General features: G+C 72.4%; 19 protein-coding genes. 5 read left to right on the forward strand and 14 right to left on the reverse strand.

The genetic code is table 11. The annotated features are described in order from the left end of the window. Positions 1 to 131 precede the first annotated feature (131 nt). A complete protein-coding gene (locus tag ACLJTM_RS22420) occupies positions 132 to 1,214 on the forward strand; it encodes a M48 family metallopeptidase (protein ID WP_411105466.1) in 1,083 nt (360 codons plus the stop codon). On the opposite strand, the gene ACLJTM_RS22425 is transcribed toward ACLJTM_RS22420, so the two are convergent. From ACLJTM_RS22425 to ACLJTM_RS22455, 7 genes are all read right to left on the reverse strand, one after another. Next, positions 1,195 to 2,355, reverse strand: coding sequence for a hypothetical protein (locus tag ACLJTM_RS22425; protein WP_411105467.1), 1,161 nt, complete (start codon positions 2,353 to 2,355; stop codon positions 1,195 to 1,197). The two genes, ACLJTM_RS22420 and ACLJTM_RS22425, sit on opposite strands and share 20 nt — an antisense overlap. A 67-nt stretch (positions 2,356 to 2,422) precedes the next feature. Further along, positions 2,423 to 2,980 (reverse strand): hypothetical protein, encoded by a 558-nt coding sequence (locus ACLJTM_RS22430; protein ID WP_411105468.1) that lies wholly within the window; start codon positions 2,978 to 2,980, stop codon positions 2,423 to 2,425. A gap of 77 nt (positions 2,981 to 3,057) precedes the next feature. Further along, the gene (locus ACLJTM_RS22435) at positions 3,058 to 4,341 is read right to left on the reverse strand and encodes a glutamate-5-semialdehyde dehydrogenase (RefSeq protein ID WP_411105469.1); all 1,284 of its coding nucleotides are present in this window, start codon (positions 4,339 to 4,341) and stop codon (positions 3,058 to 3,060) included. Between the two features lie 313 nt (positions 4,342 to 4,654). Next, positions 4,655 to 5,083, reverse strand: a complete 429-nt coding sequence (locus ACLJTM_RS22440) for a hypothetical protein (protein ID WP_411105470.1) — start codon at positions 5,081 to 5,083, stop codon at positions 4,655 to 4,657. Between the two features lie 84 nt (positions 5,084 to 5,167). Further along, on the reverse strand, positions 5,168 to 6,295 hold the full coding sequence (gene proB / locus ACLJTM_RS22445) for a glutamate 5-kinase (RefSeq protein WP_411105471.1): 1,128 nt from the start codon (positions 6,293 to 6,295) through the stop codon (positions 5,168 to 5,170). A 42-nt stretch (positions 6,296 to 6,337) separates the two neighbouring features. Beyond that, positions 6,338 to 6,802: a GtrA family protein gene (locus ACLJTM_RS22450; RefSeq protein WP_411105472.1), complete on the reverse strand. Its 465-nt coding sequence runs from the start codon at positions 6,800 to 6,802 to the stop codon at positions 6,338 to 6,340. Then, on the reverse strand, positions 6,799 to 7,806 hold the full coding sequence (locus tag ACLJTM_RS22455; RefSeq protein WP_411105473.1) for a glycosyltransferase family 2 protein: 1,008 nt from the start codon (positions 7,804 to 7,806) through the stop codon (positions 6,799 to 6,801). Before ACLJTM_RS22455 ends, ACLJTM_RS22450 begins: the two co-directional genes overlap by 4 nt. 188 nt (positions 7,807 to 7,994) lie before the next feature. Here ACLJTM_RS22455 and ACLJTM_RS22460 point away from each other — a divergent pair, with 188 nt between their 5' ends. Beyond that, positions 7,995 to 10,871 (forward strand): CDP-glycerol glycerophosphotransferase family protein, encoded by a 2,877-nt coding sequence (locus tag ACLJTM_RS22460; RefSeq protein ID WP_411105474.1) that lies wholly within the window; start codon positions 7,995 to 7,997, stop codon positions 10,869 to 10,871. Next, entirely contained in the window at positions 10,868 to 12,040 is a 1,173-nt protein-coding gene (locus ACLJTM_RS22465; protein ID WP_411105475.1) for a glycosyltransferase, read from the forward strand. Before ACLJTM_RS22460 ends, ACLJTM_RS22465 begins: the two co-directional genes overlap by 4 nt. Positions 12,041 to 12,143: 103 nt before the next feature. Here the strand turns inward: ACLJTM_RS22465 and galE are convergent, their stop codons facing one another. The 7 genes from galE to ACLJTM_RS22500 all read right to left on the reverse strand — a co-directional run bounded on the left by galE (position 12,144) and on the right by ACLJTM_RS22500 (position 22,426). Next, a complete protein-coding gene (galE, locus tag ACLJTM_RS22470; protein ID WP_411105476.1) occupies positions 12,144 to 13,157 on the reverse strand; it encodes a UDP-glucose 4-epimerase GalE in 1,014 nt (337 codons plus the stop codon). Between the two features lie 42 nt (positions 13,158 to 13,199). Further along, positions 13,200 to 14,813, reverse strand: a complete 1,614-nt coding sequence (locus ACLJTM_RS22475; RefSeq protein ID WP_411105477.1) for a glycosyltransferase family 2 protein — start codon at positions 14,811 to 14,813, stop codon at positions 13,200 to 13,202. Positions 14,814 to 14,864: 51 nt separating this feature from the next. After that, on the reverse strand, positions 14,865 to 16,310 hold the full coding sequence (gene obgE / locus ACLJTM_RS22480) for a GTPase ObgE (RefSeq protein WP_411105478.1): 1,446 nt from the start codon (positions 16,308 to 16,310) through the stop codon (positions 14,865 to 14,867). Positions 16,311 to 16,487: 177 nt separating this feature from the next. After that, a complete protein-coding gene (gene rpmA, locus ACLJTM_RS22485; protein ID WP_069920265.1) occupies positions 16,488 to 16,742 on the reverse strand; it encodes a 50S ribosomal protein L27 in 255 nt (84 codons plus the stop codon). Positions 16,743 to 16,755: 13 nt separating this feature from the next. Then, entirely contained in the window at positions 16,756 to 17,076 is a 321-nt protein-coding gene (gene rplU / locus ACLJTM_RS22490; RefSeq protein WP_030384677.1) for a 50S ribosomal protein L21, read from the reverse strand. Between the two features lie 286 nt (positions 17,077 to 17,362). Beyond that, positions 17,363 to 21,409, reverse strand: coding sequence for an Rne/Rng family ribonuclease (locus ACLJTM_RS22495; protein ID WP_411105479.1), 4,047 nt, complete (start codon positions 21,407 to 21,409; stop codon positions 17,363 to 17,365). 237 nt (positions 21,410 to 21,646) lie between these two features. Then, positions 21,647 to 22,426, reverse strand: a complete 780-nt coding sequence (locus ACLJTM_RS22500) for a TIGR03936 family radical SAM-associated protein (protein WP_411105480.1) — start codon at positions 22,424 to 22,426, stop codon at positions 21,647 to 21,649. Between the two features lie 456 nt (positions 22,427 to 22,882). Between ACLJTM_RS22500 and ACLJTM_RS22505 the strand changes: the two genes are divergently transcribed. After that, positions 22,883 to 24,457 (forward strand): recombinase family protein, encoded by a 1,575-nt coding sequence (locus ACLJTM_RS22505; protein ID WP_411105481.1) that lies wholly within the window; start codon positions 22,883 to 22,885, stop codon positions 24,455 to 24,457. A gap of 408 nt (positions 24,458 to 24,865) precedes the next feature. Further along, a complete protein-coding gene (locus ACLJTM_RS22510) occupies positions 24,866 to 25,225 on the forward strand; it encodes a hypothetical protein (RefSeq protein ID WP_198939605.1) in 360 nt (119 codons plus the stop codon). Positions 25,226 to 25,297: the final 72 nt, after the last annotated feature.

Genomic DNA, 25,297 nt, shown 5'->3' on the forward strand with positions numbered 1-25,297 from the left:
CTATCGAGTCGGGGAGCGGGCGGAGACTTCGCTCACATCGTATGCGGGGGCCCGGGGCACGCTCACGCCGACTCAGGCGTTGGAGAGGATGGACGCAGGGCCGGGCAGTTCCACGAAGGGGGAGAGGCGCCATGACGCAGACGGGCTTCGAGAAGGAACCGGCACGAGACCGCAGGAGGTTCCCCGGCATTTCCTCGCGGGCGTACGAGCACCCGGCCGACCGCTCCGCGCTGGTCGCGCTGCGCAAGCTCAGCGGGTTCGACACCGTGTTCAAGGCCCTGAGCGGCCTGCTGCCCGAGCGCAGCCTGCGGCTGCTGTTCCTGTCGGACTCGGTGCGGGTGGGCGAGACGCAGTTCCCCCACCTGCACGCGATGCTCCGCGACGCCTGCTACATCCTGGACCTGGAGAAGGTCCCCCAGATGTACGTGCAGCAGGACCCGCGGCCGAATGCCCTGTGCATCGGGCTGGACGAGCCGGTCATCGTGGTGACGACGGGCCTCGTGGAACTGCTCGACGAGGAGGAGATGCGGGCGGTCGTGGGCCATGAGGTGGGCCACGCCCTGTCGGGTCACGCCGTCTACCGCACGGTCCTGCTCTTCCTGACGAACCTGGCGGTGAAGGTGGCGTGGATCCCGCTGGGCAATGTGGCGGTCATGGCGATCGTGACGGCGCTGCGGGAGTGGTTCCGCAAGTCGGAGCTGTCCGCCGACCGGGCCGGGCTGCTGGTGGGGCAGGACCTGCAGGCCTCGATGCGGGGTCTGATGAAGCTGGCGGGCGGCAACCACCTGCACGAGATGAACGTGGACGCCTTCCTGGCCCAGGCACAGGAGTACGAGTCGAGCGGCGACCTGCGCGACTCGGTCCTGAAGATCGTGAACATGCTGCCGCGGACGCACCCCTTCACCGCGGTGCGGGCCGCCGAGCTGAAGAAGTGGTCGGAGCACCGCGACCACCAGCGGATCATGGACGGCCACTACCCGCGGCGGGACGAGGACAAGGACGCCTCGGTGACCGACTCCTTCCGCCAGTCCGCCGCGCACTACGCCGATGCGGTGCGCACCAGCAAGGACCCGCTGATGAAGCTGGTGGGCGACATCGCCGGGGGTGCGGGCGACCTCGGCGGCCGGCTGCGCGACCGGTTCACCGGCGCGGCCGGCCCGGGGGCGGGCTCGGGCCCGGCCTCCGGCGGCGGCGCTACGGAGCGGGAGGCCTGACGGCGGGGCTCTCGGCGCCCGGACCGGGCGTCGGGGCGCCGGGCTGCGCCATCACGCCGCACAGCCCGGCCGCGCGCCGCGGATGGCCGCTGTCGTACGGGTCGCTCGCGGGCGGGCCGACGGTGGTGGGGGCCGAGCCGGCCAGCAGCGGGCGGAAGCCCTCCGCCGGGTCGGCGGAGCAGTCCTGCGGCCCGGCCATCACATAGGCCGAGGCCAGCTCCGCGCGCCGGGCCGCGAGGTCGGTGCGGTCGAAGCGCAGCCGCAGCTCGCGGCGGACGGTGAACAGCGAGGCGCCGTCGGCGGCGGCCGGGGATGCGGTGGCGGGGCGGACGGCGTACACGAAGGTGTGGTCGGTGGTCACCTCCAGGACGTCCGGAGCCACCTCCTCGAAGCCGAGGGTGCCGTTGACCCGGATGCCGGAGTCGGCCATGACGGCGGTGCGCGGGTCGAAGCGGACCAGCCAGCCGGTGGCCGCGTGCCTGCCGTCGCCGGAGGGCGAGGCGATGCTGCGGTCGAACTGGGTCAGCTGGTCGGGGTCGAGCAGGACGCGTACCGGCCGGGAGGCGGAGCCGGACAGCACCTCGGGGTCGAGGGAGGACTGCACCAGGTAGTCCTTGGCGAGGGACAGGGCGGCGACGACCTGGGCCTCGGTGAAGTGCTGGGTGCGGCTCACGGCGGGGAGGTTGATCCCGGCGGCCCCGACGCGGTACTCGGCGGCGGGACTGTCCGCATAGAGGTCCGCGGGGGCGCCGCCGGGCACCGTGGATGCGGGCGCGAGCGGGACGACGGTGCTCAGGAGCGGCTGGGCGCGGTCCTCGGCCGGGGTGACGTACGGGTTGCGCAGCCCCAGGTAGACGGCGCAGGCGAACGCCGTGGCGATGAGCAGGACGAGCAGCATGCCCTGCCGGGCGCCGCGGCCGGGCGTGCCGGTGCCGTGCCCGGCGCCGTTCGACCAGAGCGAGCGGGTGCGCACGGCCCGGGCGTGCTCGCCCATGCGTTCCTGTGCGGAGAACTCCTGGAGCCGGGCAGCGCGGACGAAGTCCTCGTCGAAGACCACCGACCGGTACTCGTCCGGGCGGAGCTCGTCCTCGCCACCGGCGCCCTCGGGGGCTCCGTCGGTCGGATCTACGGGTCCTGCCATCGCTTCTCCCCGCTGTCCCCGCTTCAGAGAAGCCCCCGGCTCCGCAGCTTGCGAGAGGGGTCTACCTTCAGGGTTGGCGGCCGGCGGGGTACGTAAACGCACCGACCCCGGTCACTTCCCCCAAGGGAGTACTGGCGGGTGCCGGAGCGGGGTCCGCCTCGCTCGCGGCACTGCGGTAGACGGCGCTGAAGGCGAGCGCGACCATGCCGAGGCCCATCACGAAGGCCAGGACCCAGGCGACGGGCCGCAGCCAGGGCGAGCGGCCGCGGTACGGGCGCAGCCGGCCGCCGTAGGCCCCGTACGGGCCGTAGGGGTGGGAGTGGCCGGGCTCGTGGTCCCAGCCGTGGCTGCCCGGGCCGTGGCCGTCGGGGTGTCCGAGGCCGTGGCCGTCGTGGTCCTCGTCGCCGGTCCAGCCCCCGGCGACCGCTGCCCGGGCGGCTTCGGCCTCCGCGTGGGCGAGGTCGGCGGCCCGCTGGCGCTCGGCGGCGCTCAGTTCATGGATGAGGGCGTTCCGGACGAAGGCCTCGTCGAACACCACGGAGGCGAAGTCGTGATCCGCGCCTCCGCGGTCGTCGTCGGGCTCCCCGTCGTCCGGGAACGGCTTGCCCCCCACGTCGTCCGGCACAGGACCAGCCTAGACCTGGGGGGCTGCTTTGGGCAGGGTGTGCGCCGGATTCCGGCCACGCCGTGTCCACCGACCGGTCACCTTACGTGACCGTCGCCGGTGACGATGTACTTGGTGGAGGTGAGCTCCGGGAGGCCCATGGGGCCGCGGGCGTGCAGCTTCTGGGTGGAGATGCCGATCTCCGCGCCGAAGCCGAACTGGCCACCGTCCGTGAACCGGGTGGACGCGTTCACGGCGACCGTGGTCGAGTCGACCAGCTGGGTGAAGCGGCGGGCGGCGGCCTGCGAGGTGGTGACGATCGCCTCGGTGTGGCCGGAGGTCCAGCGCCGGATGTGGGCGACGGCCGCGTCGAGGGAGTCCACCACGGCGGCGGCGATGTCGTAGGACAGGTACTCGGCGGCCCAGTCCTCGTCGGTGGCGGGCAGTGCGGTGGCCTTGGTCCCCTCGGCGGCGGCGAGGACCGCCGGGTCGCCGTGCACGGTGACCCCGGCGTCGGCGAGGGCGTCGAGGGCACGGGGCAGGAAAGCGGCGGCGATGTCGCGGTGGACGAGCAGGGTCTCGGCGGCGTTGCAGACGGAGGGCCGCTGGGCCTTGGAGTTGACGAGGATGTCCACGGCCGTGTCGAGGTCGGCCTGGGCGTCGACGTAGACGTGGCAGTTGCCGGTGCCGGTCTCGATGACCGGCACGGTGGACTCCTCGACCACGGTCTTGATGAGCGAGGCGCCGCCGCGCGGGATGAGCACGTCGACGAGGCCGCGGGCGCGCATCAGCTCGCGGACGGAGTCGCGGGACTCGCCGGGGACGAGCTGGATCGCGTCGGCGGGCAGCCCGGCGCCCTGCACGGCGTCGCGCAGGATCGCGACGAGGGCGGTGTTGGAGGCGTAGGCGGAGGAGCTGCCGCGCAGCAGGACGGCGTTGCCGGACTTCAGGCAGAGGGCGGCGGCGTCGACGGTGACGTTGGGGCGGGCCTCGTAGATGATGCCGACGACGCCGAGCGGTACGCGGACCTGCCGGAGGTCGATGCCGTTGGGCAGGGTGCTGCCGCGGACGACTTCGCCGACGGGGTCGGGGAGCGCGGCGACGTCGCGGACGTCGGAGGCGATGGCCGCGATCCGCTCGGGGGTGAGGGTGAGGCGGTCGATGACGGTCTCGCTCGTGCCGGCGGCGCGGGCCTTGGCGGTGTCGACGGCGTTGGCCTCGACCACCTCGGCCGTACGGGCCTCCAGTGCGTCCGCGATCGCCAGCAGGGCCGTGTCCTTGGCGGACCGCGGCAGTGGGGCGATCTCGGCGGCGGCGGTGCGGGCGGCGCGCGCCGTGGCGAGGACGGGCGAGGTGGCGGTGGCGTCGTCGAGCGAGGTCATACGGCCAGGGTAGTCCCCGGCGGGGCGGTACCCGCGGGGGGTTTCACCCCGCGAGACACGGCACCCGGCGGATCCCGCGGCGCGCCGCGCCCCGCGGGGCCGCGCCACCCGCGGGCGGCGCCGCGCAGGCCCGCCGGCTGCGCCGCGCAGGCATGCCGGCGGCGCAGGGTCGGCAGGGCTGCGCAGGCCGTCGGCAGGGCTGCGCCAGTCGTCGGCAGGGCTGCGCCAGTCGTCGGCAGGGACGCACCGGCCGGCAGAGCGGGCAGTGCCCGGCAGGGTCCGACGAGGATCGGCGAGGCCCGGCCGGGGCGCCCTAGTACGGGTGGACGCCGACCGGGTGGGCGGGGGGCGGGCCGTAGCCCTCGGCCACGCGCTGGTGGTAGGTGGCGCGGTCGATGACCTCCAGGCCGACGATCTCCCAGGGCGGGAGTTTCGCGGAGGAGCGGTGCTCGCCCCACAGCCGCAGGGCCACGGCCGCGGCGTCGTGGAGGTCCCGTGCCTCTTCCCAGTAGCGGATCTCCGCGTGGTCGTCGGCGTACCGGCTCGTCAGCAGGAAGGGGTGGTCGTGCGCCAGCTGTTCGAGGGCGCGCCGGACCTCGGACAGCGGGGCAGGTTTGCCGGACACGCTCAGGGTCACGTGCCAGAGTCTGGAGGCGCCCGGGTCGGGACCGTCGCCGGGCCGGCCCCCGAGGTCGCCGCCGTCACCGTCCCCCGTACCGACGCTGGTCAGCGCTCGTCTCACCAGCCGCCTCCTGTCTCCGCCCCACGTGTCCGCCCTTCACAGTTGACCAGTCCCCGGCCGACCGCGCGGTGCTTTTCCCCAACCTCAGCCCTGCAGCAGGACCAGATCGTCCCGGTGGACGACCTCCCGCTCGTACGCGGGTCCGAGTTCCCGTGCGAGCTCGCGAGTGGAGCGGCCCAGGAGCTGCGGGAGCTCCTTGGCGTCGAAGTTGACCAGGCCCCGTGCGACCGCCCGTCCGGAGGTGTCGCGCAGCTCCACCGGGTCGCCCGCGGTGAACTCCCCCTCGACCGCGGCGATGCCCGCCGGCAGCAGCGAGCTGCCGCGCTCGGTGACCGCCCGCACCGCCCCGTCGTCCAGGACGAGGTGGCCCTGCGGGGTGGAGGCGTGCTGGAGCCAGAGCAGCCGGTCCGCCGAGCGGCGGCCGGTGGCGTGGAAGTGGGTGCCGGTGGGCCGCCCGGACAGGGCGTCCGCGGCCTGGCTCGCCGAGGTGAGGACCACCGGGATGCCGGCCGCGGCGGCGATCCGCGCCGCCTCGACCTTCGTCACCATGCCTCCGGTGCCCACCCCGGCCTTGCCCGCGCTGCCGATGGAGACGTGCGCGATGTCCGCGGGGCTGCGCACCTCGTCGATGCGGGTGGTGCCGGGCTGCGCGGGGTCCCCGTCGTAGAGGCCGTCGACATCGGAGAGGAGGACGAGGAGGTCCGCGCGGACGAGGTGGGCGACCAGGGCGGCGAGGCGGTCGTTGTCGCCGAAGCGGATCTCGTCGGTGGCGACGGTGTCGTTCTCGTTGACGACGGGCAGGGCCCCCATGGCGAGCAGCTGGTCCAGGGTCCGGTAGGCGTTGCGGTAGTGGGCGCGCCGGCTGGTGTCGTCGGTGGTGAGCAGGACCTGGCCGACGCGGATGCCGTACCGGGCGAAGGAGGCGGTGTAGCGGGCGACGAGCAGTCCCTGGCCGACGCTGGCGGCGGCCTGCTGGCGGGCCAGGTCCTTGGGGCGGCGGCGCAGGCCGAGCGGCGAGAGCCCGGCGGCGATGGCTCCGCTGGAGACCAGGACGATCTCCTTCTCCCCGCCGCTGCGGGCCTTGGCCAGGACGTCGACGAGTGCGTCCACCCGGTCGGCGTCGAGTCCCCCGGCCGCCGTGGTCAAGGAGGACGAGCCGACCTTGACCACGATCCTGCGGGCGTCCACGACGCCTTGCCTAGCCGCTGACACGTCTGTCCCCTTGCCCCGTGCGGAAATGCCTGCCGTCTCAATCTACGGGGTGGGCCGCAGGGGCTGCTCGGGGGTTTCAGTGCCTGGACGGGGCCCGTCCTGCGCCTGCTCCGCCTCCTGGTCCCGGGCGGCGCCCGGGACCAGGATCCTGCGGGAGATCAGGAAGGTGAAGGGGATGGCCGCGACCGCCGCGACGAGCGGGGCGATCCGGGTGTCCAGGCCGGCCCACGCCACCAGGGCGTAGAGGCCGGCCGACTGGACGACGTAGTTCGTCACGTTCGTCAGCGGGAAGAGGAGGAACTTCTTCCAGGTCGGCCGGGTCCGGTAGGTGAAGTAGGTGTTCATGAAGAAGGAGCCGACCATCGCCAGCACGAAGGCGAGCGAGTAGGCGGCGAAGTACGGCATCCACGGGTGCAGGAGCAGGTAGATGCCGAAGAAGGCGGCGGTGTTCACCCCGCCCACGAGGGCGAAGCGGAAGATCTGGCCGAGCTGGTCCCGGCGGCTCACCGGGCGCTCCGGTCGGCGCTGGGGTCGAGGGCGCCGCCGGCCCCCTGGGCCCCCTCGGGGCCGGCCTGTGCGAGGCGGCCGGCGCCGTGCGCCTCCTTCACCAGGAAGTGCGGGCGTCGCTTGGTCTCGTAGTAGATGCGGCCGATGTACTCGCCGATCAGACCCAGCATGATCATCTGGACCCCGCCCAGGCCGGTGATGATGGCCACCAGGGTGACGTAGCCCGGCGAGTCGACCCCGTGCGTCATGGCCATGACCGTGATCCACAGGGCGTAGAGGCCGGTCAGGCCGACCAGCGACACGCCGAGCCAGATCGCCAGCCTCAGCGGCCGGTTGTTGAAGGAGATCAGCCCGTCCATGCCGTAGTTCAGCAGGGCGCCGAACTTCCACTTCGTCTCGCCGGCCTCGCGCTGCGCGTTGCGGTAGTCGAAGTGGACGGTGTCGAAGCCGATCCAGGAGAAGAGGCCCTTGGAGAACCGGTTGCACTCGGGCAGCGCCAGCAGCGCGTCGACGGCCGGCCGCGAGAGCATGCGGAAGTCGCCGACGCCGTCGGTGAGTTCCACGTCGACCCAGCGGTTGACCCCGCGGTAGTAGAGACGGCTGAGGACGGAGCGCAGCCTCTTGTCCCCCTCGCGGGTACGGCGGGCGATGATCTGGTCGTGGCCCTGCTCGTAGTGGCCGAGCATCGTGGCGATGAGCTCGGGCGGGTGCTGGAGGTCGGCGTCCATGATCACCACGGCGTCGCCGGTGGACTCACGCAAGCCCGCGAGCATGCCGGCCTCCTTGCCGAAGTTGCGGCTGAAGGAGACGTACCGGGTCCGCTCGCCGTGCTCGGCGGCGATCTTGCGCAGTTTGCCCAGGGTGGCGTCACGGCTGCCGTCGTCGACGTAGCAGACCTCGTAGTCGACGGGGAGGGAGTCCAGGACCCTGCGGATCTCGACGTCGAAGCTGTCGACGACGGCCTCTTCGTTGTAGCAAGGGACAACTACAGACAGCTTCGTCATGAACACTTCCTGCTGGGTCCGATCGGGTGATTGTGCGCCACCTGACCCCGCCCCCGCCCCTCCCTCGGAAGGGTGCAAGAAGAGGATCGGGCGCCGGTCGGCCTGCCTGAGCCGGGGGCGGCACACGGTAGCGTTGACGAGATAAGCGGAACGAGCTGAACGAAACACAACGAAACGAAGGGATCGAGGTGCACGTGCCCGACGTCTCCGTGGTCGTCATCGTCTACAACGACGCAGAGCGTCTGTCGACAGCAGTCCAGTCGGTTTTGGACCAGACCCTGCACGGGGTCGAGGTCGTGATCGTCGACGACTGCAGCAAGGACGGCTCGTACACGGTCGCCCAGGAACTGCAAGCCGCTCATCCGGGGAGGGTGCGCGCCTTCCGGCTGCCCGAGAACAGCGGGGGCTGCGGCGCGCCGCGCAACCACGGCATCCAGCAGGCCACCGGCAGCTACGTCATGTTCCTGGACAGCGACGACGTACTGGAGCGCAACGCCTGCCGGAACATGCTGGAAGCGGCCGAGCGCACCGGCTCCGACCTGGTGTCGGGCATGTGCGTCCGCGTGCACCTCGACAGCCGGTGGGGCAAGACCACCGAGTGGTACCCCTGGATCTACTCGCGCACCCGCACGCTGGAGTCGATCACCGAGTACCCCGACCTGCTGGTCTACGACACCCTCTCCACGAACAAGTGCTACCGGCGCGCGTTCCTGCTGGAGCAGGGCCTGGAGTTCCCCGTCGGCATCCACTACGAGGACCTGCTGTTCTCCGCGCAGGCCTACGTGGCCGCCCGGCGCATCACGCTGATCCCCAACCAGGTGTACTTCTGGAACGTGGTCGAGAAGGCCGCCGCGAAGTCCATCAGCAACCGGCGCCACGAGATCGCGAACTTCGTCCACCGGATGGAGATCCACAGACGCGTCGACGAGCTGCTGGCCGCCAAGGGGCACACGGACATCAAGTCCGCGAAGGACGCCAAGTTCCTCAAGCACGACCTGGTGCTCCACCTGCGCGACCTGCCGCTGCTCGGTGACGCCTACCGCCAGGAGTTCGCCCGGCTCGCCAACGGCTACCTGGCCGGCATCGACCCGGCGGCCTACGAGAACGTCACGTACCTCCAGGCGATCTGCGCCTACCTGCTCGGCAAGGAGGACTGGGACAACCTGATCCCCGCCGCCGACGCCATGACCAACAAGGGCCGGCTCTCCTCCCCCCTGACCGAGCGCGACGGCCGCATCTACTGGTGCGACCAGCACGTCGACGGGCCCGACGGCGCGGAGGCCCGCCGGATACTGGACGTCACCGAGCAGGGCTTCCACACCGCCCCGCTCACCTCCCTCCAGCTCGGCAACCGCCTCACGTCCTACGCCGACGACGGCCGCGGCACCGTCACCCTCTCCGGCGCCGTGGTCAACCCGCTCGGCCGGATCGCCGAGGACGCGGAACTGAAGGCCTCGCTGGAGTTCCGGGCCCGCCGGCAGATCGGCGTGCGCTCCTTCAGCTTCCCGGTGGCAACGGTGCGCCACGCCGGTGACACGATCGAGTGGAGCGGAACCGCCGACATCGGCGGCACGGTCCGCCCCCTCGGCATCATCGACGCGGTATGGGACGTCCGCCTGAAGCTGACCGCGGGCCGCGACCGGATCACCACCCGCGTCTCGGTCGGCGGCGTCGACCTGGAATCGGCCTCCCGGCTGCGCGTGCGGCCCCGGCTGACCCGGCTGGTCTCGGACCGCTTCACCCCGGAGGTCACCAAGAAGGGCAACCTCTCCTACGTCCTGACCGCCGAAGGCGCCGCCGCCGTCCGCACCTCGGGCCTGATCAACCACGCCATACACGGCAAGACGGCGAACGTGGTCAAGCGCGGCCTGCGCAAGGCCCTGCGGGTCCGGCGCAGCATGGGCTCGGGCGAGCAGAAGGTGAAGCTCTACCACGAGGTCTTCTCGAAGCTGCCGGTCAAAAAGGGCACGGTCGTCTTCGAGAGCCACATGGGCAAGCAGTACAGCGACAGCCCCAAGGCGATCTACGAGGAGATGGTGCGCCAGGGCGTGCCCTTCGAGGCGATCTGGTCGTACGCGGGCAAGCCCGCCGGCTTCCCCAAGGAGGCCACCCTGGTGCGGCGTTGGAGCTGGCCGTACCTGCGGGCGCTGGCGCAGGCCGAGTTCTGGGTCGACAACCAGGGCTTCCCGCTGGCGCTCGCCAAGCGGCCGGGGACGACGTACATCCAGACCTGGCACGGCTCCGCGCTCAAGCGGATGGGCTTCCACGAGCCCCGCACCAAGGCGCAGGGCCGGGTCGGCCAGGCCCGTTTCCAGGCCGCGGTGGACCGCTTCGACCACTTCCTGATCCGCTCCGAGCACGATGCGCGCACCCTCGCCAAGGCCTTCCGGCTGCGCGACGAGGTCCTGCTGCGCACCGGCTACCCGCGCAACGACGCCCTGGTCGAGGCGCAGCGGGAGGAGGCGCAGAGCGGCGAACGGGTCCGCGGCCCCCTGGCGGCCGAGCTCGGTATCGACCCCGGCAAGAAGGTGCTGCTGTACGCGCCCACCTTCCGGGCGGGCGCCGACGGCGCCGTGGAGGGCTTCGCGTTCCCCTTCGACGTGGAGGAGTTCGCCGACCGGCTCGGCGACCGCTTCACGCTGCTGGTGCGGACCCACTACCTGAACAGCGTCTCGCTGCCCCCGTCGGTGGCCGGCCGGGTCGTCGACGTGTCCCGGCACCACGACATCACCCCGCTGCTGGCCCTCGCCGACGGCCTCGTCACGGACTACTCGTCGGTGATGTTCGACTACGCGGTCCTGGACCGGCCGATGGTGTTCTTCGCGTACGACTACGAGAAGTACGCCACCGACATCCGCGGCACGTACTTCGACCTGAAGGAGAAGGCCCCGGGCCCGGTCGTGGCCACCGCGGACGAGCTCTTCCAGGCTCTGGCCGCCTTCGAGGAGGCGGACGCCAAGTACGCCGAGGCGCGCCAGCGCTTCCTCACCGAGTTCGGCGAGTACGACCGCGGGGACGCGGCCCGCCGGATCGTCGAGAAGTTCTTCACCAGGAGCGGCAAGTGAGCCAGCAGACCGCCGCCCCCGGCGGCCGGGACGTCTTCCTCGTTTCCAACAGCGTCGACGAACTCGGCGGTGTGACCACCTGGTCCCACCAGATGGCGCGGCTGTTCACCGACCGCGGGCACCGGGTGCACATCGTGGGCATCGCCCCGGTGGCCGAGGAGATCCGGCAGAAGCTCCCCGCGGACCTGCCGTACGCCACGACCACCCTGTACGAGGCGCACCCGCCGGGCGCGCGGCGGCTGAGCGGCCTCAAGGGCCGGCTGAACGCGCCCGAGCGGCGCCGCCAGGCGGCCCGGCGGGCGAAGATGCGGGCCAAGGCGGAGCAGCTCTCCGAGCTGTTCCGGGCGGCCCGCCCGGGCAGCGTCGTGATCGTCACCCAGGTCTGGGCGATGGAGTGGGTGGCGCTCGCCGACACCAAGGGGCTCAGTGTCATCGGCATGAGCCACGAGTCGTTCGAGGCCAGCCAGAAATCCACCCGCGGGGAGCGCGTCCGGCGCCACTACCGGGAGGTGGACCGGCTGCTGGTGCTGACCGCCGAGGACAGCGACCTGTGGATCCGTTCGGGCATGCAGAACGTGGGGAGCATGCCGAACCCGCTGCCCTTCATGCCCGCCGACCCGGCGCCGCGTACCGGGAAGGTGGTGGCGAGCGTCGGCCGTCTGGCCTTCGAGAAGGGCGTCGACCTGCTGCTCGACGCGTGGGCGGACACCGCCCCGCACCACCCCGACTGGGTCCTGCGGATCTACGGGGCGGGCGTGGAGGAGCCGGCGCTGCGGGCGCACTGCACCTCGCTGGGGCTCGACGACTCCGTGGAGTGGCGGGGCAGCACCGACGACGTACTGGGCGCGCTGCGCGAGGCCTCGGTCTTCGCGCAGGCCTCCCGGGCCGAGGGCTTCCCGATCACGCTGCTGGAAGCGATGGCGGCGGGCGTGCCCGTGGCCGCCTTCGACTGCGCGCCGGGCGTGCGGGAGATCGTCACGCACGGCGAGGACGGGCTGCTGGCCCGGCTGGGCAACACCATGGAGCTGGCCGGGCACCTGCGGCTGCTGATGGCGGACCAGGAGCTGCGCGACCGGCTCGGGGACGCGGCCTTCCGCTCGGTGCAGCGCTACTCCAGCTCCGAGATCACCGACCGCTGGGAGGCGCTCTTCGCCTTCCTGGAGCGCTGAAGGCGCGGCGGGCGCCCTGCAACCGACGAAGCCGCCCGCCCCGGACAGGTCCGGGGCGGGCGGCTTCTTCACGGGCAGACCGGGCAGACCGGGCTGGCCGGGATCAGTCGGCGGCGCCGTCGGGCGCGCCGACGCCGGCGGCACGGCGGTTGGCCTCCCAGCCGGCCCACGCGGAGGTGACCATCTCGCGGACGTCGTGGCGGGCCTTCCAGCCCAGCTCGCTCGCGATGCGGTCGGCCGAGGCCACGACCTTCGCCGGGTCGCCGGGGCGCCGGGGGGTGATCACCGGCGGGTGGGCGTGGCCGGTGTGCGTGTTGAGGAGGTCGACCATCTCGCGGACGGAGACGCCCTCGCCGCGGCCGATGTTGACGGTGAGGTCCTTGTACTCCCCGGCCGCCGCCCACTGCGCAAGCTTGCGCGCCGCGGCCACATGGGCCTCCGCCAGGTCCTCGACGTGGATGTAGTCGCGGATGCAGGTGCCGTCCGGAGTCGGGTAGTCGTCACCGAAGATCTTGGCGCCCTGGCCGGCGTCGTAGCGCTCGAAGACCATCGGGACCAGGTTGAAGACGCCCGTGTCGGCGAGTTCCGGGGTCGCGGCGCCCGCCACGTTGAAGTACCGCAGGCAGGCGGTGGCGATCCCGTGCGCCTTGCCGGCCGCACGGATCAGCCATTCACCGGCCAGCTTGGTCTCGCCGTACGGGCTCAGCGGGGCGCAGGGGGTCTCCTCGGTGACCAGGTCCACGTCCGGCATGCCGTAGACGGAGGCCGAGGAGGAGAAGAGCACGTTGCGCACGCCCGCGGCGGCCACGGCCTGGAGCAGGACCGTCAGGCCCTGCACGTTCTCGTGGTAGTAGTACAGCGGCTTCTCGACGGACTCGCCGACCTGCTTCTTGCCCGCGAGGTGCACCACGCCGGTGATCTTGTGCTGGGTGAGGGTCTCGTCCAGGGTCAGCCGGTCCAGGACCGAGCCGACCACCAGCGGTACGCCCTCCGGTACGCGGTCGGCGTTGCCCGTGGACAGGTCGTCGAGCACAACGACCTTCTCCCCCGCGAGCAGCATCGCGCGGACGACGTGCGCGCCGATGTAACCGGCGCCACCGGTGATCAGAAAGGTCATGCGGGTCTCCCGAGTCGGTCCGAGTCTGTCTGGATTGCGGTCTCAGCCCGCCCCGCGGGCCGCCCGGGCCCGGTGGAGGCGGTTGCGTACGAGGTAAAGCGCCCCCTCGGCGCCCGGCGCCAGCCGCAGGGCCAGCGCGCCCGCGGCCGTGCGGTACGGCTGCGACAGCAGGACACCGTACCGGCTGCTGGGCAGGGCGCGGCGGCGCAGCAGCCCGCCGCGGGGGGTCAGCGAGGTGGCCAGGGAACTTCCGTCGGCGCACGCCACGGCGAGCCGCACGTCCCAGGCCTGCATCCGGCGCAGCCCCTGCCGGCGCCCGGTCACGGCCAGCTCCCCGAGGCGGAACGGCAGTTCGGCGCTCCAACCGCCGTCCGCGCCGGGGCGCAGGGCGACGGGCAGGCCGCGTACGGGCTCGCCGCCGGAGCGGGGCAGGAAGTGCAGCCGGGCGGTGCTCGGCCCGGCGGCGGCCAGACGCCCGTACAGGTCGTGCAGGCGGATGCGCACGATGCCGCCGCCGGCCGGTTCGGCGTCGGCGCTGACGGGCAGTTCGGCGGTGTCCAGCCCGGTCAGTCCCGCCAGCTCGACGGGCAGGTCCCCGCTCCACACGGGCTGTCCGTCGGCGCCGACCGCGTACGGGGGCAGCAGGCGGGGCGGTTCGGCGGCGAGGCGGGTGAGGCGCTGGAGGTCGGCGGGCGGTGTGCCGGTGGCGCGCAGCAGCTCCACGATCCAGCGGACGGGGGCTTTCGCGGCGCGGACGTCCTCCTCGGCGAAGCCGGCGAGGTATTCGCGGGTCAGGGTCCACCAGGCGGCCTGGTACGCGGGGTCGGCGCCGATCTCGCGCAGGTACATGCGCAGGTCGTAGTCCAGGAACTTCACCTGGCAGGCCCGGCCGAGCTCCGGGGAGGCGGCGGCGAGGGTGCGGGAGGCCGTGCGGTGGGCCGCGATCCGCGCACGCCAGTTCCCGACGTCCTTGCGGTCCAGGGAGATCGACACCTGCGCGGCGCCGCGGCGCACGTGCCAGACGTAGACGAGGTCGCCGATGACCGCGATGCGGGGGGCGGCGGCCAGGACCTGCGCCGTGAAAGCGAAGTCCTCGTAGGTGAAGCGGCCGTCGGGGAAGCGGATGGAGTGCGCGTCCAGGAAGGCGCGTTCGTACAGCTTGTTCACGCACAGGGTGTCGCGGACCAGCTCGGGGCGGTCCGCGGGCCGCTCGATCACGTCGCCGGGGGTGTAGAGGCCGGGCACCCAGGGCACGTCGTGGCCCTGGGGCAGTTCGCGGCGCACGCACGCGCCGACGGTGACCGGCGCGCGGTGCTCCTCGGCGGCCCGGACCAGCGCGTCGGCGGCGCCCGGGGGCAGGACGTCGTCGCTGTCCAGGAAGAGGACGTAGCGGGCGGTCGCGGCGGCGATCCCGTCGTTGCGCGGGGTGCCGCACCCCCCGCTGTTCTCCGTGCGGTGCACGACCTTCAGGCGGGGGTGCGCGGCGGCCAGTTCGTCGAGCACCCGCGCGGTGCCGTCCGAGGAGGCGTCGTTCACGGCGATGACCTCGGCGACCACCGGGCCCTGGGCGAAGGCCGAGGAAACGGCCTCGCCCACGAGCCCGGCGTCGTTGTACGCGATCACCACGATGGAGACGGTGGAGGAATTGCTGCTCACTCGGAGGATCCTAAGCGACCTGCGTAAAGGCGACTTCAAGGTCGTCCCGGTCTAGAAGGGACGGAACTCGTCGTACTCCTGCTGAGCTGCGTCTCCGCGCTTGGCGTCCTTCTCCTTGCGGCGCTGGGTGGCCGGGCGCGGGGCCTCCAGGCGGTGGTCCTCGCCACGGCGGCCCAGCATCTCGGCGCCGGCCATCATGGTCGGCTCCCAGTCGAAGACGACCGCGTTGTCGTCGGCGCCGATGGCCACGCCGTCACCGGCGCGGGCGCCGGCCTTGCGCAGCGCGTCCTCGACACCGAGCCGGTTGAGCCGGTCGGCGAGGTAGCCGACGGCCTCGTCGATGTTGAAGTCGGTCTGGCGGACCCAGCGCTCGGGCTTCTCGCCGCGCACCCGGTAGACCTCCTCGGCCTCGTCGTAGGTGACGGTGAAGCCGGCGTCGTCCACGGCCTTCGGGCGGATGACGATGCGGGTCGCCTCCTCCTTGGGCTTGCGCGCGCGGGCCTTGGCGATGACCTCGGCGAGGAAGTAGGAGAGCTCCTTGAGGCCCGTGCGGGCGACCGCGGACACCTCGAAGACCTTGTACCCGCGCGCCTCCAGGTCCGGGCGGACCATGTCGGCGAGCTCCTTGCCGTCCGGGATGTCGACCTTGTTGAGGACGACGAGGCGCGGGCGCTTCTCCAGGCCGCCGCCGTAGAGCCGCAGCTCCTCCTCGATGACGTCGAGGTCGGCGAGGGGGTCGCGGTCGGACTCCAGGGTGGCGGTGTCCAGCACGTGCACCAGCACCGAGCAGCGCTCGACGTGGCGCAGGAACTCCAGGCCGAGTCCGCGGCCCTGGCTGGCGCCGGGGATCAGGCCCGGGACGTCGGCGATGGTGTAGACGGTCGAGCCGGCGGTGACCACGCCCAGGTTCGGGACCAGGGTGGTGAAGGGGTAGTCCGCGATCTTCGGCTTGGCGGAGGAGAGCACCGAGATCAGCGAGGACTTGCCGGCGCTCGGGAAGCCGACCAGCGCCACGTCGGCGACGGTCTTGAGCTCCAGGATGATGTCGCCGCCGGTGCCGGGGACGCCGAGGAGCGCGAAGCCGGGCGCCTTGCGGCGCGCGGAGGAGAGCGCGGCGTTGCCGAGGCCGCCGCGGCCGCCCTCGGCGGCCACGTAGGTGGTGCCCTGGCCGACGAGGTCGGCGAGGACGTTGCCCTCCTTGTCGAGGACGACGGTGCCGTCCGGCACGGGCAGGACCATGTCCTGGCCGTCCTTGCCGGAGCGGTTGCCGCCCTCGCCGGGCTTGCCGTTGGTGGCCTTGCGGTGGGGGCTGTGGTGGTAGTCGAGCAGGGTGGTGACCGCCTGCTCCACGACCAGGATGACGTCGCCGCCACGGCCGCCGTTGCCGCCGTCGGGGCCGCCGAGCGGCTTGAACTTCTCCCGGTGAACGGAGGCGCAGCCGTGGCCCCCGTTACCCGCGGCGACATGCAGCTCGACGCGGTCCACGAAGGTGGTCATGGTTGTTCCTCCAGATACAGCGGGAATAGTCCGGAAATTCCGGTGGCAGGCCTTGCTGCCGATGAAACGTGTCTATGGGACAACGCACCGAGGGCGGACCTCTCTTCCCGGCTTGCGCCGGGAAGAGCTGAGATCCGCCCTCGGGAAGTTACGTACGCGCGATCAGCAGGAGCTGGATCAGGCGGCCGGAACGATGTTGACGACCTTGCGGCCACGGTGCGTGCCGAACTCGACGGCACCCGCCTGCAGCGCGAACAGCGTGTCGTCGCCGCCACGGCCGACGCCCGCGCCGGGGTGGAAGTGCGTGCCGCGCTGGCGGACGAGGATCTCACCAGCGGAAACGACCTGACCGCCGAAGCGCTTCACGCCGAGCCGCTGGGCATTGGAGTCGCGCCCGTTCCGGGTGGACGATGCGCCCTTCTTGTGTGCCATGTCTCAGTCCCTCTTACTTCGCAGCCGCGGGGATACCGGTGACCTTGATCGCCGTGTACTGCTGGCGGTGACCCTGGCGACGGCGGTAGCCGGTCTTGTTCTTGTAGCGCAGGATGTCGATCTTGGCGCCCTTGTGGTGGTCCACAATCTCGGCCGTGACCTTGATGCCGGCCAGGACCCACGGGTCGCTGGTCACGGCTTCGCCGTCGACAACGAGCAGGGTCGAGAGCTCGACCGTGTCGCCAACCTTGGCAGTGGAAATCTTGTCAACCTCAACGATGTCGCCGACAGCAACCTTGTGCTGGCGACCACCGCTGCGCACGATGGCGTACACGCGGATCTCTCTCTCACTCGGGACGGATGCTCCTGAAGCCAGCCGCTCAGTCGGGCCCCCGTCTGACGACGGGACCGCACTGATCCGGATTGGACGAGCGGCCTCTCCCGTACGGCGCTTGCGCGCACGGGGCGGGAGGAAGGTGCTCAGGAGCGCGGCACGCTCTGAACAGATTTGCCCAAGCATGCCGACGGTCTAGGTTACGGGGCCGGTTCCGGGGGGTCAAACCGGGTCCCGCACGGCCGTGGGCCCCGCCACACGGCGGGGCCCACGGCGCTCACGCGGATCAGGCTTCGGTCGGCGCCGAGACCGAGGGCGGGGTCTGCTGCTCCGCCGCCGCGGTCTTCTTCGTCGTCCGCTTCGCCGCGGTCTTCTTGGTGGTGGCCGCCTTCTTGGCCACGGTCTTCTTGGCCGCCGTCGCCTTCTTGGCGGTGGTGGCCTTCTTCGCCGCGGTCGCCTTCTTGGCCGGGGCCTTGCGGGCGGCCTTCTTCGCGGGGGCGGCTTCCTCCGCCGGAGCGGCTTCCTCCGCCACGGGGGCCTCCGGCGCGGTGACCGCGGCCTCGACGACCACCACGGCGGCCTCGGCCGCGCCCGCCGGGGATCCGGCCGGGGCGGTGGCCTTGCGGGTGGCACGCCGGCGCGGACGCGCCGGTGCGGCCTCCTCGACGGCCGGCTCGGGCTCGGCGACGGCCGGCTCGGGCTCGGCGACCGGCTCGGGCTCCGCCGCGACGACCGGCTCCGGGGCCGGCTCGGCCGCGGGGGCCGGGGCGCCCGCCGGGGCGGTGGCCTTGCGGGTCGCCCGGCGGCGGGTACGGCCCTTCGGTGCGGCCTCCTCGGCCACGGCCTCGGCGACGACCTCCGCAACGATCTCGGACGCCTCGACGGCCTCGGCGAGGACCTCGGCGGCCGGCTCCAGGACCGTGTCGGCGGCCTCGGCCACCGGCTCGGCCTCGACCACGGGGGCCGGGGCCGGCGTCCGGTCCTGCACCGGGGCTGCCGTGCCGCGCGGGGCGCCCGCCGGGGCGGTCGCCTTGCGGGTGGCGCGGCGGCGGTTGCGGCGGCCGCTGATGCCCGCCGCTGCCTCCGCCTCGGCCGGGCTTCCGTACAGCTCCTCGTCCGCGACGAACTCCGGCTCGGGCAGCGCCCGCGGCGCGGCGGCCTCGGCGGCCACCTCGTCCTCGGTCTCGGCCTCGAACTCCGCCTCGACCGTCTCGACGTCGTGGTCGTGCTGGTCGAACTCGGACTTGCCGCCGCGGCGCTTGGCGCGCTTGCCGTTGCCGCCGCCGCCGACCGCGGTCGGGGTCTCCATGTGCACGATGACGCCGCGGCCGTTGCAGTGGACGCAGGTCTCGGAGAAGGACTCCAGCAGGCCCTGGCCCACCCGCTTGCGGGTCATCTGGACCAGGCCAAGCGAGGTGACCTCGGCGACCTGGTGCTTCGTACGGTCGCGGCCCAGGCACTCCAGCATGCGCCGCAGGACCAGGTCGCGGTTGGACTCCAGGACCATGTCGATGAAGTCGATCACGACGATGCCGCCGAGGTCGCGCAGCCGCAGCTGGCGGACGATCTCCTCGGCCGCCTCCAGGTTGTTCCTGGTGACGGTCTCCTCGAGGTTGCCGCCCTGACCGGTGAACTTGCCGGTGTTGACGTCGATGACGATCATCGCCTCGGTCTTGTCGATCACCAGGGAGCCGCCCGAGGGCAGCCACACCTTGCGGTCGAGGGCCTTGGCGAGCTGCTCGTCGATCCGGTACGTCGCGAAGACGTCGACCTCGGAGGTCCAGCGCGAGAGCCGGTCGGCCAGGTCCGGGGCCACGTGGTGCACGTAGCCGTGGATGGTCTCCCAGGCGCTGTCGCCGCTGACGATGACCTTCGAGAAGTCCTCGTTGAAGATGTCGCGCACGACGCGGACGGTCATGTCCGGCTCGCCGTACAGCAGGCTCGGCGAAGAGGTCGAGATCTGCTTCGCCTTCTTCTGGATGTCCTCCCACTGGCCCTGCAGGCGCTCGACGTCGCGGCGCAGCTCGTCCTCGCTCGCACCCTCGGCGGCGGTGCGCACGATGACGCCCGCGTCCTCGGGGACGATCTTCTTGAGGATGGTCTTCAGACGGGCGCGCTCGGTGTCGGGAAGCTTGCGGCTGATGCCGGTCATCGAGCCCTCGGGCACGTAGACCAGGTAGCGGCCGGGCAGCGAGACCTGGCTGGTCAGGCGGGCGCCCTTGTGGCCGATCGGGTCCTTGGTGACCTGCACCAGGACCGACTGGCCGGACTTCAGGGCGGACTCGATGCGGCGCGGCCCGTTGGCCATGCCGAGCGCCTCGAAGTTGACCTCGCCGGCGTACAGGACGGCGTTGCGGCCCTTGCCGATGTCGATGAAGGCGGCCTCCATGGACGGCAGCACGTTCTGGACCTTGCCCAGGTAGACGTTGCCGACGTAGGAGGTGGCCTCCTCCTTGTTCACGTAGTGCTCGACGAGGACGTTGTCCTCCAGCACGCCGATCTGGGTGCGCTCGCCGGCCTGGCGGACGACCATGACGCGCTCGACGGCCTCGCGGCGCGCCAGGAACTCGGCCTCGGTGATGATCGGGACGCGGCGGCGGCCCTGCTCGCGGCCTTCGCGGCGGCGCTGCTTCTTCGCCTCCAGGCGGGTCGAGCCCTTGATGGACTGAACCTCGTCGGAGGAGGTGGACTCGCTGCGCTCGCGGGCCGGACGCGGCTCGCGGACCTTGACGACGGTGCGTACGCCGTCCTCCTCGGCCGAATCGGCGGAGTCGGAGCCGGAGTCACCGCTGCGGCGGCGACGGCGACGGCGGCGACGGCTGGAGCTGGACCCCAGGGCGCCCTGCTCGTCGTCCTCGTCCTCGTCGGACTCCTCGGCCTCCTGCTCGGCGGCCGGCACCTCGGTCTCCTCCTCGGCGGCCTCGTCGAGGTCGGCGGAGTCACCGCGGCGACGGCGCCGGCCTCCGCGACGGCGGCGGCGGGACGGGCGCTCGCCCGACTCGTCGCCGTCCTCGTACTCGGCGGACTCGTCCTCCGGCTCGGCTTCGGGCTCCTCCTCGGCGAGCACCTCGGGCAGCGAGACCGGGCCGGTCTCGGCCGGCGCGGGCTCGGCGGCCGGCGCGGGCTCGGCAGCGCCGCGGCCACGGCGACGGCGGCGGCCGGCTGGCTGCGGGGCGGGAGCCTCGACGACCTCGGCCTCGACCTCGGCGTCCTCCTCCTCGACCTCGTCGGCCGGGGCGGCGGCGCGGGCGGCCGCGGCGGCCATGGCGGCCGTCTCGGGGGTCTGGAACATCGGCTCGGCGAAGACCGGGGCCTGGAAGACGGCCACGGCGGGGCGCGCGGCGCGGCGTCCGCCGCGGGCCGGGGCGGCGGGCGCCTCGGTCTCGGCGGCGGGCTGCGCGGCGGCCGGGGAGCCGGAGCGGGTGGCGCGGCGGCGGCCTCCGCGCTTCGGGGAGTCGACGGCGTCGGCGACGGTCACGGCGCGGGTGGCGGCCCGGGGGGCCTCCTCGGCGGCAGCCGGGGCCTCTTCGGCCGGGGCCGGGGCGGCCTCGGCGGACACGGCGGCCGGGGCGGTCACGGCGCGGGTCGCACGGCGCCGGGCACGCGGGGCCGGGGCGGAGGACTCTTCGGCGGCAGCCGGGGCGGCCGCGGGCTCGGCCACGGGCTCGGCGGCGGCCGGAGCCTCGGTCGCGGGGGCCTCGGCGGCCGGGGCGGTCACGGCGCGGGTGGCGCGGCGCCGTGCCCGCGGAGCCGGAGCGGACTCCTCGGCGGCAGCCGGGGCGGCCACGGGCTCGGCAGCCGGGGCCTCGGCCACGGCGGCTTCGGCAGCGGGAGCCTCCGGAGCGGTCACGGCGCGGGTCGCGCGGCGCCGGGCACGCGGGGCCGGAGCGGCCGCAGGGGCCTCCTCGACGGGCGCGGCAGGGGCGGCCTCCGCGGCGGCGGGGGCGGCGGGAGCGTCCGGGGCGGTCACGGCGCGGGTGGCGCGGCGCCGGGCCCGCGGAGCCGGAGCGGACTCCTCGGCGGCAGCCGGGGCGGCCACGGGCTCGGCGGCCGGGGCCTCGGCCACGGCGGCTTCGGCAGCGGGAGCCTCCGGAGCGGTCACGGCGCGGGTCGCGCGGCGCCGGGCACGCGGGGCCGGAGCGGCCGCAGGGGCCTCCTCGGCGGGCGCGGCGGGGGCGGTCTCCGTGACCGCGGCGGCCTCGGCGGCGGTGGCGCCGGGGGGACCGGCGGGCCGGGACGCGGCGCGGCGGCGCCTGCGCGGGGGCAGGTTGTCGCTCGGGCCGGTGCTGTCGGCGTTACCGGGGGTGGTGGTGTCGTTTTCGTTGTTGAGCATTGCGGGCGGTTCTCCCGTCACGCTCCCGGGCGCCGCGGCTGACGTCCGGTCCGGCACGGCTGCCGCGTAATGAGCGCGGAGCCTGCCTCCGGGGCGCGTTCGCCACACGGGAGCTGTAGTCCAATGGCCGCCGGTTCCGTACGTATGGTCCGTACGGCCTGGCGGAAGTCTTCAGGTCAGTGCGCTGCCCGGCCCAGGTGGCTCCCGGAAGCCAGGGCGGCGCGACGGCGACGATCCCTACGCGGCGGGACCTTCCGGCGCCTTCGCGTCGGCAGGTACGGCGGCCGTGGGTGGGGCGGCCGTGACTGCCTCGCGGTCGGGCGCGAGCGGGTCGGTCACCGTGCCGGACTCCTCGTCGAAGAGCCCCTGCGCCAGCCTGGTCACCGCTGCGGGGACCGGCGGCGCCAGGTCGGCCACAGCTCGGAGACCGGACAGGACGTCGTCGGGTCGAACGGCAGGTGTCAGATGCCGAACAACCAGCCGCAGTATCGCACAAGCCTGGTCCAGGGGCCTATCAAGCGGGGCAGGAAGCGCCTCAAGGCTCACTACGGCACCACGCGTGTCGAACGTGCGCATGCCGTTCTTGGTGCGGCGCTGCACTTCCACGGTCTCCGCGGCGAGGAAGGCGGTCACGGCCCGCGCGGCCTCGGCGGGCTCCACGCCTTCCAGGCGCAGTTCCCACACGGAGGCGGTCAGCCGGTCGGCGAGGCCCGAGGTGCGGGCCTCGACCGCGTCGATGATGTCGAGCCCGGCGGGCATGGACTCGTCGAGGAGTTCGCGGAGCTTGTCGGGGTCGCGGGAGCCGGCGAGGGCGATCTCCAGGTACTCGGCCTCGCTGCCCGTCCCGGTGGGGGCGGCGTTCGCGTACGAGACGCGGGGGTGCGGGGTGAAGCCCGCGGAGTACGCCATCGGCACCTCGGCGCGGCGCAGGGCCCGCTCGAAGGCGCGCTGGAAGTCGCGGTGACTGGTGAACCGGAGGCGGCCGCGCTTGGTGTAGCGCAGTCGGATGCGCTGCACCACCGGTGCGGGGGGCGGGCCTTCGGGCTGTCGCTTGCCCAGTGGTTCTTCTCCTTGTGCGGGGCTCCGCGGCTCGCGCGTCGCCCTGAGTGTCCGTGGGGCCGTACGGCCACGCCCTGCCTCCGGCTCACCCCTGCTCGGTGCGCAGGGAGATCTCGGGGGCGGGCGGCTGGCCTACAGCTGTCGTACTACCCAGAGTACGCGCCCGTGACCTCCCCGGTTCCCGGGAAGACGCTCCGAACAGGGCATGCCCCGCGCCACCGGCCCGCCCCGCACACGGCTGCACCCCCTGCCCTCGGGGGCAGGGGGTGCAGGCGCAGGCCGGTCAGTCCGGGCTCGCGCTCACTTCACGACGGACAGCGGGAGCAGCTTCCTGCCGGTCGGGCCGATCTGGATGTCCAGATCGAGCTGCGGGCAGATGGACACAGGGCCACATCCATACATACGCTCCGGCCCATGAAGACGTATGCCGTCGAGACCGAGTGGACCGCCTCAGACCTGGCCCTCTTGGAGGACTTGAAGAAGGCGGAGGCTCTACTCCCTGCGAACGCTCCGCGCGCCCTGCTGTCCATCCGCCTGTCCGTTCTGACAGAGGACACGACGTCGCCGGTACGGCAGGAGCTGGACCTCCGCCTCCTGGCCAGAGAGAAGGGGTGCCGCGTCGTCGGCATCGCCTCTGATCTCAACGTGTCGGCAACGAAGGTTCCGCCGTGGAAGCGGAAGGAGCTGGGCGAGTGGCTCAACAACCGGGTCCCGGAGTTCGATGTCCTGCTCTTCTGGAAGCTCGACAGGTTCATCCACCGCATGTCGGATCTCTCGACCATGATCGAGTGGTGCGAGCGGTACGGGAAGAACCTCGTGTCGAAGAACGACAGCATCGACCTCGAATCGACTGTTGGCCGGATGATGGTGACGCTCATCGGTGGTATCGCCGAGATCGAGGCGGCGAACACGTCGACCCGCGTCGCGTCGCTGTGGGACTACACCCGGACCCAGGACGCGTGGTTCGTCGGCAAGCCTGCGTACGGCTTCGTCACCACGAAGGCGAACGGAAAGCCCTCCCTTGCCATCGAGCCGAACGCACACAAGGCACTGCACTGGGCTCGCCGCATGGCGCTTCGGGGAGTGTCTGCCCGGCGCATGGCTCGGTGCCTCGTCCGCTCCGGGCTCATGTCCCCAGGGCTCACTACCTCGACTCTCCTTCGGCGCCTCCGTAACCCGGCGCTCATGGGCTACCGCGTGGAGGAGAACAAGAACGGCGGCGTACGCCGCTCGAAGCTGATACTCGGACACGACGGCAAGCCGATCAGGGTGGCCGATCCCATCTTCACCAAGGAGGAGTACGACGAACTCCAGGAGGCCATCGATCGGCGCGGTAAGAACCAACCCCAGCGTCAGACGCACGGCGCGACGCAGTTCCTGGGAGTCCTTACCTGTGTCGACTGCACGTCGAACATGACCGTGCACGTCACGACCAACAAGTTCGGCCAGTACCAGTACCTCCGGTGCCAGAAGTGCAAGAGCGGGGGGCTCGGCGCACCCGATCCACAGGGTGTGTACGACGTGCTCGTGAACGACGTGCTGAGAGTCCTCGGCGACTTTCCCGTACAGGTTCGGGAGTACGCGCAGGGGGCGGAGGCTCGGGCCGAGGTGAAGCGACTCGAAGAGGCCATCACCTACTACATGACGGGCCTGGAGCCGGGAGGCCGCTACAGGAAGACGCGGTTCACTCAGGAGCAGGCGGAGAAGACGCTCGACAAGCTGACCAACGAACTGAGCGCGATCGACCCCGAGACCACGCAGGACCGTTGGACGCTCGTCCACAACGGGAAGACGTTCCGCGAAGTGTGGGAGTCGGGAGGCATGGAAGCCATGGCCGAGGATCTGCGCCGCGTCGGCGTCACGTGCGAGGTGACTCGGACCAGGGTCAAGGGCGTGCGCGCTCCGTCCGTGCACCTGCGGCTGAAGATCCCTCGCGATGTGCGCGAGCGTCTCGTCATCAAGGGCGACGAGTTCGCCGCCAAGCTCTGACGGTCCCGCGCCCCTGCCCTGTCTCGCCTACCGCGAGAAGGGCGGGGGCTCCTCCGATCAGGTTGACGACCGAACAACCTGCCGTGTAAGAAGATCCTCCCGCTCCCTCGAGGAGCGGACACCGTAGCTCCCGCCGTGTGACGGCGGTAGAGCTGGCCACTCCGCGAAGGGGCCGCCACCCCAGGGGGCTGGCAGGGGAAGCCAAGGGCACCCCGAAGCGCAGGACGGTACTGCGCGACTTCCACTCACCCGCCGAGGTACAGCTACGCGCTGCCCTCGGCCGCCGCCAGGAGGTCGCCACCCCTTGAACATCACCATCGAAATCGTCTGGACCTGTGAGGTCTGCGCATCACCGCTCGCCGACGGGGAGACGCACAACGACTGCGCCGGCGCCGAGGCGACCGGCCGATGAGTACGAGCAGCATCGACTTCGGACAGGGCCGCACCTGGGGCGGCGTCTCCCAACAGGAGTACCAGCGGATGGCCCGAGACCCCCGGCACCCGCTCGCCTACCGCATCCACTTCGCAGCCCTCGGGTGGGCCGACCGCCAGGGACACGCAAGCTTTGGTCCCGGCAAGCTCGCAGCACTGCTGGGCAAGGAGGGCAAGCCCCTGTCCGATCAGAGCACGAACAACGCTCTGGCCCGCGCCAGGCAACTCGCCCTTGTCTCTCCCCGGTCGGGGGCCGCTTGCCTGCTCCTCCCCTACCACCTCTTCCAGAAGAGGAAGGGCGCACCGGTACCGTGCCGCCTTCACCTCGACCGGTGACTACTACATCCGTCGCGTGTAGCCAGCACACGCCTCACATGTAGCGGGTCGGCACCTCACCTGCGAAAACGT

It is taken from the genome of Streptomyces sp. cmx-4-9 (genome assembly GCF_046548835.1).
Classification (GTDB): domain Bacteria; phylum Actinomycetota; class Actinomycetes; order Streptomycetales; family Streptomycetaceae; genus Streptomyces.

Coding starts and splice junctions, on each gene's coding strand:
- obgE (WP_411105478.1), bottom strand. CDS start 16,310: ATGACCACCTTCGTGGACCGCGTCGAGCTGCATGTCGCCGCGGGTAAC.
- ACLJTM_RS22495 (WP_411105479.1), bottom strand. CDS start 21,409: ATGCTCAACAACGAAAACGACACCACCACCCCCGGTAACGCCGACAGC.
- ACLJTM_RS22435 (WP_411105469.1), bottom strand. CDS start 4,341: ATGACCTCGCTCGACGACGCCACCGCCACCTCGCCCGTCCTCGCCACG.
- ACLJTM_RS22510 (WP_198939605.1), top strand. CDS start 24,866: ATGAGTACGAGCAGCATCGACTTCGGACAGGGCCGCACCTGGGGCGGC.
- galE (WP_411105476.1), bottom strand. CDS start 13,157: ATGACCTTTCTGATCACCGGTGGCGCCGGTTACATCGGCGCGCACGTC.
- ACLJTM_RS22505 (WP_411105481.1), top strand. CDS start 22,883: ATGAAGACGTATGCCGTCGAGACCGAGTGGACCGCCTCAGACCTGGCC.
- ACLJTM_RS22420 (WP_411105466.1), top strand. CDS start 132: ATGACGCAGACGGGCTTCGAGAAGGAACCGGCACGAGACCGCAGGAGG.
- ACLJTM_RS22455 (WP_411105473.1), bottom strand. CDS start 7,806: ATGACGAAGCTGTCTGTAGTTGTCCCTTGCTACAACGAAGAGGCCGTC.
- ACLJTM_RS22425 (WP_411105467.1), bottom strand. CDS start 2,355: ATGGCAGGACCCGTAGATCCGACCGACGGAGCCCCCGAGGGCGCCGGT.
- rpmA (WP_069920265.1), bottom strand. CDS start 16,742: ATGGCACACAAGAAGGGCGCATCGTCCACCCGGAACGGGCGCGACTCC.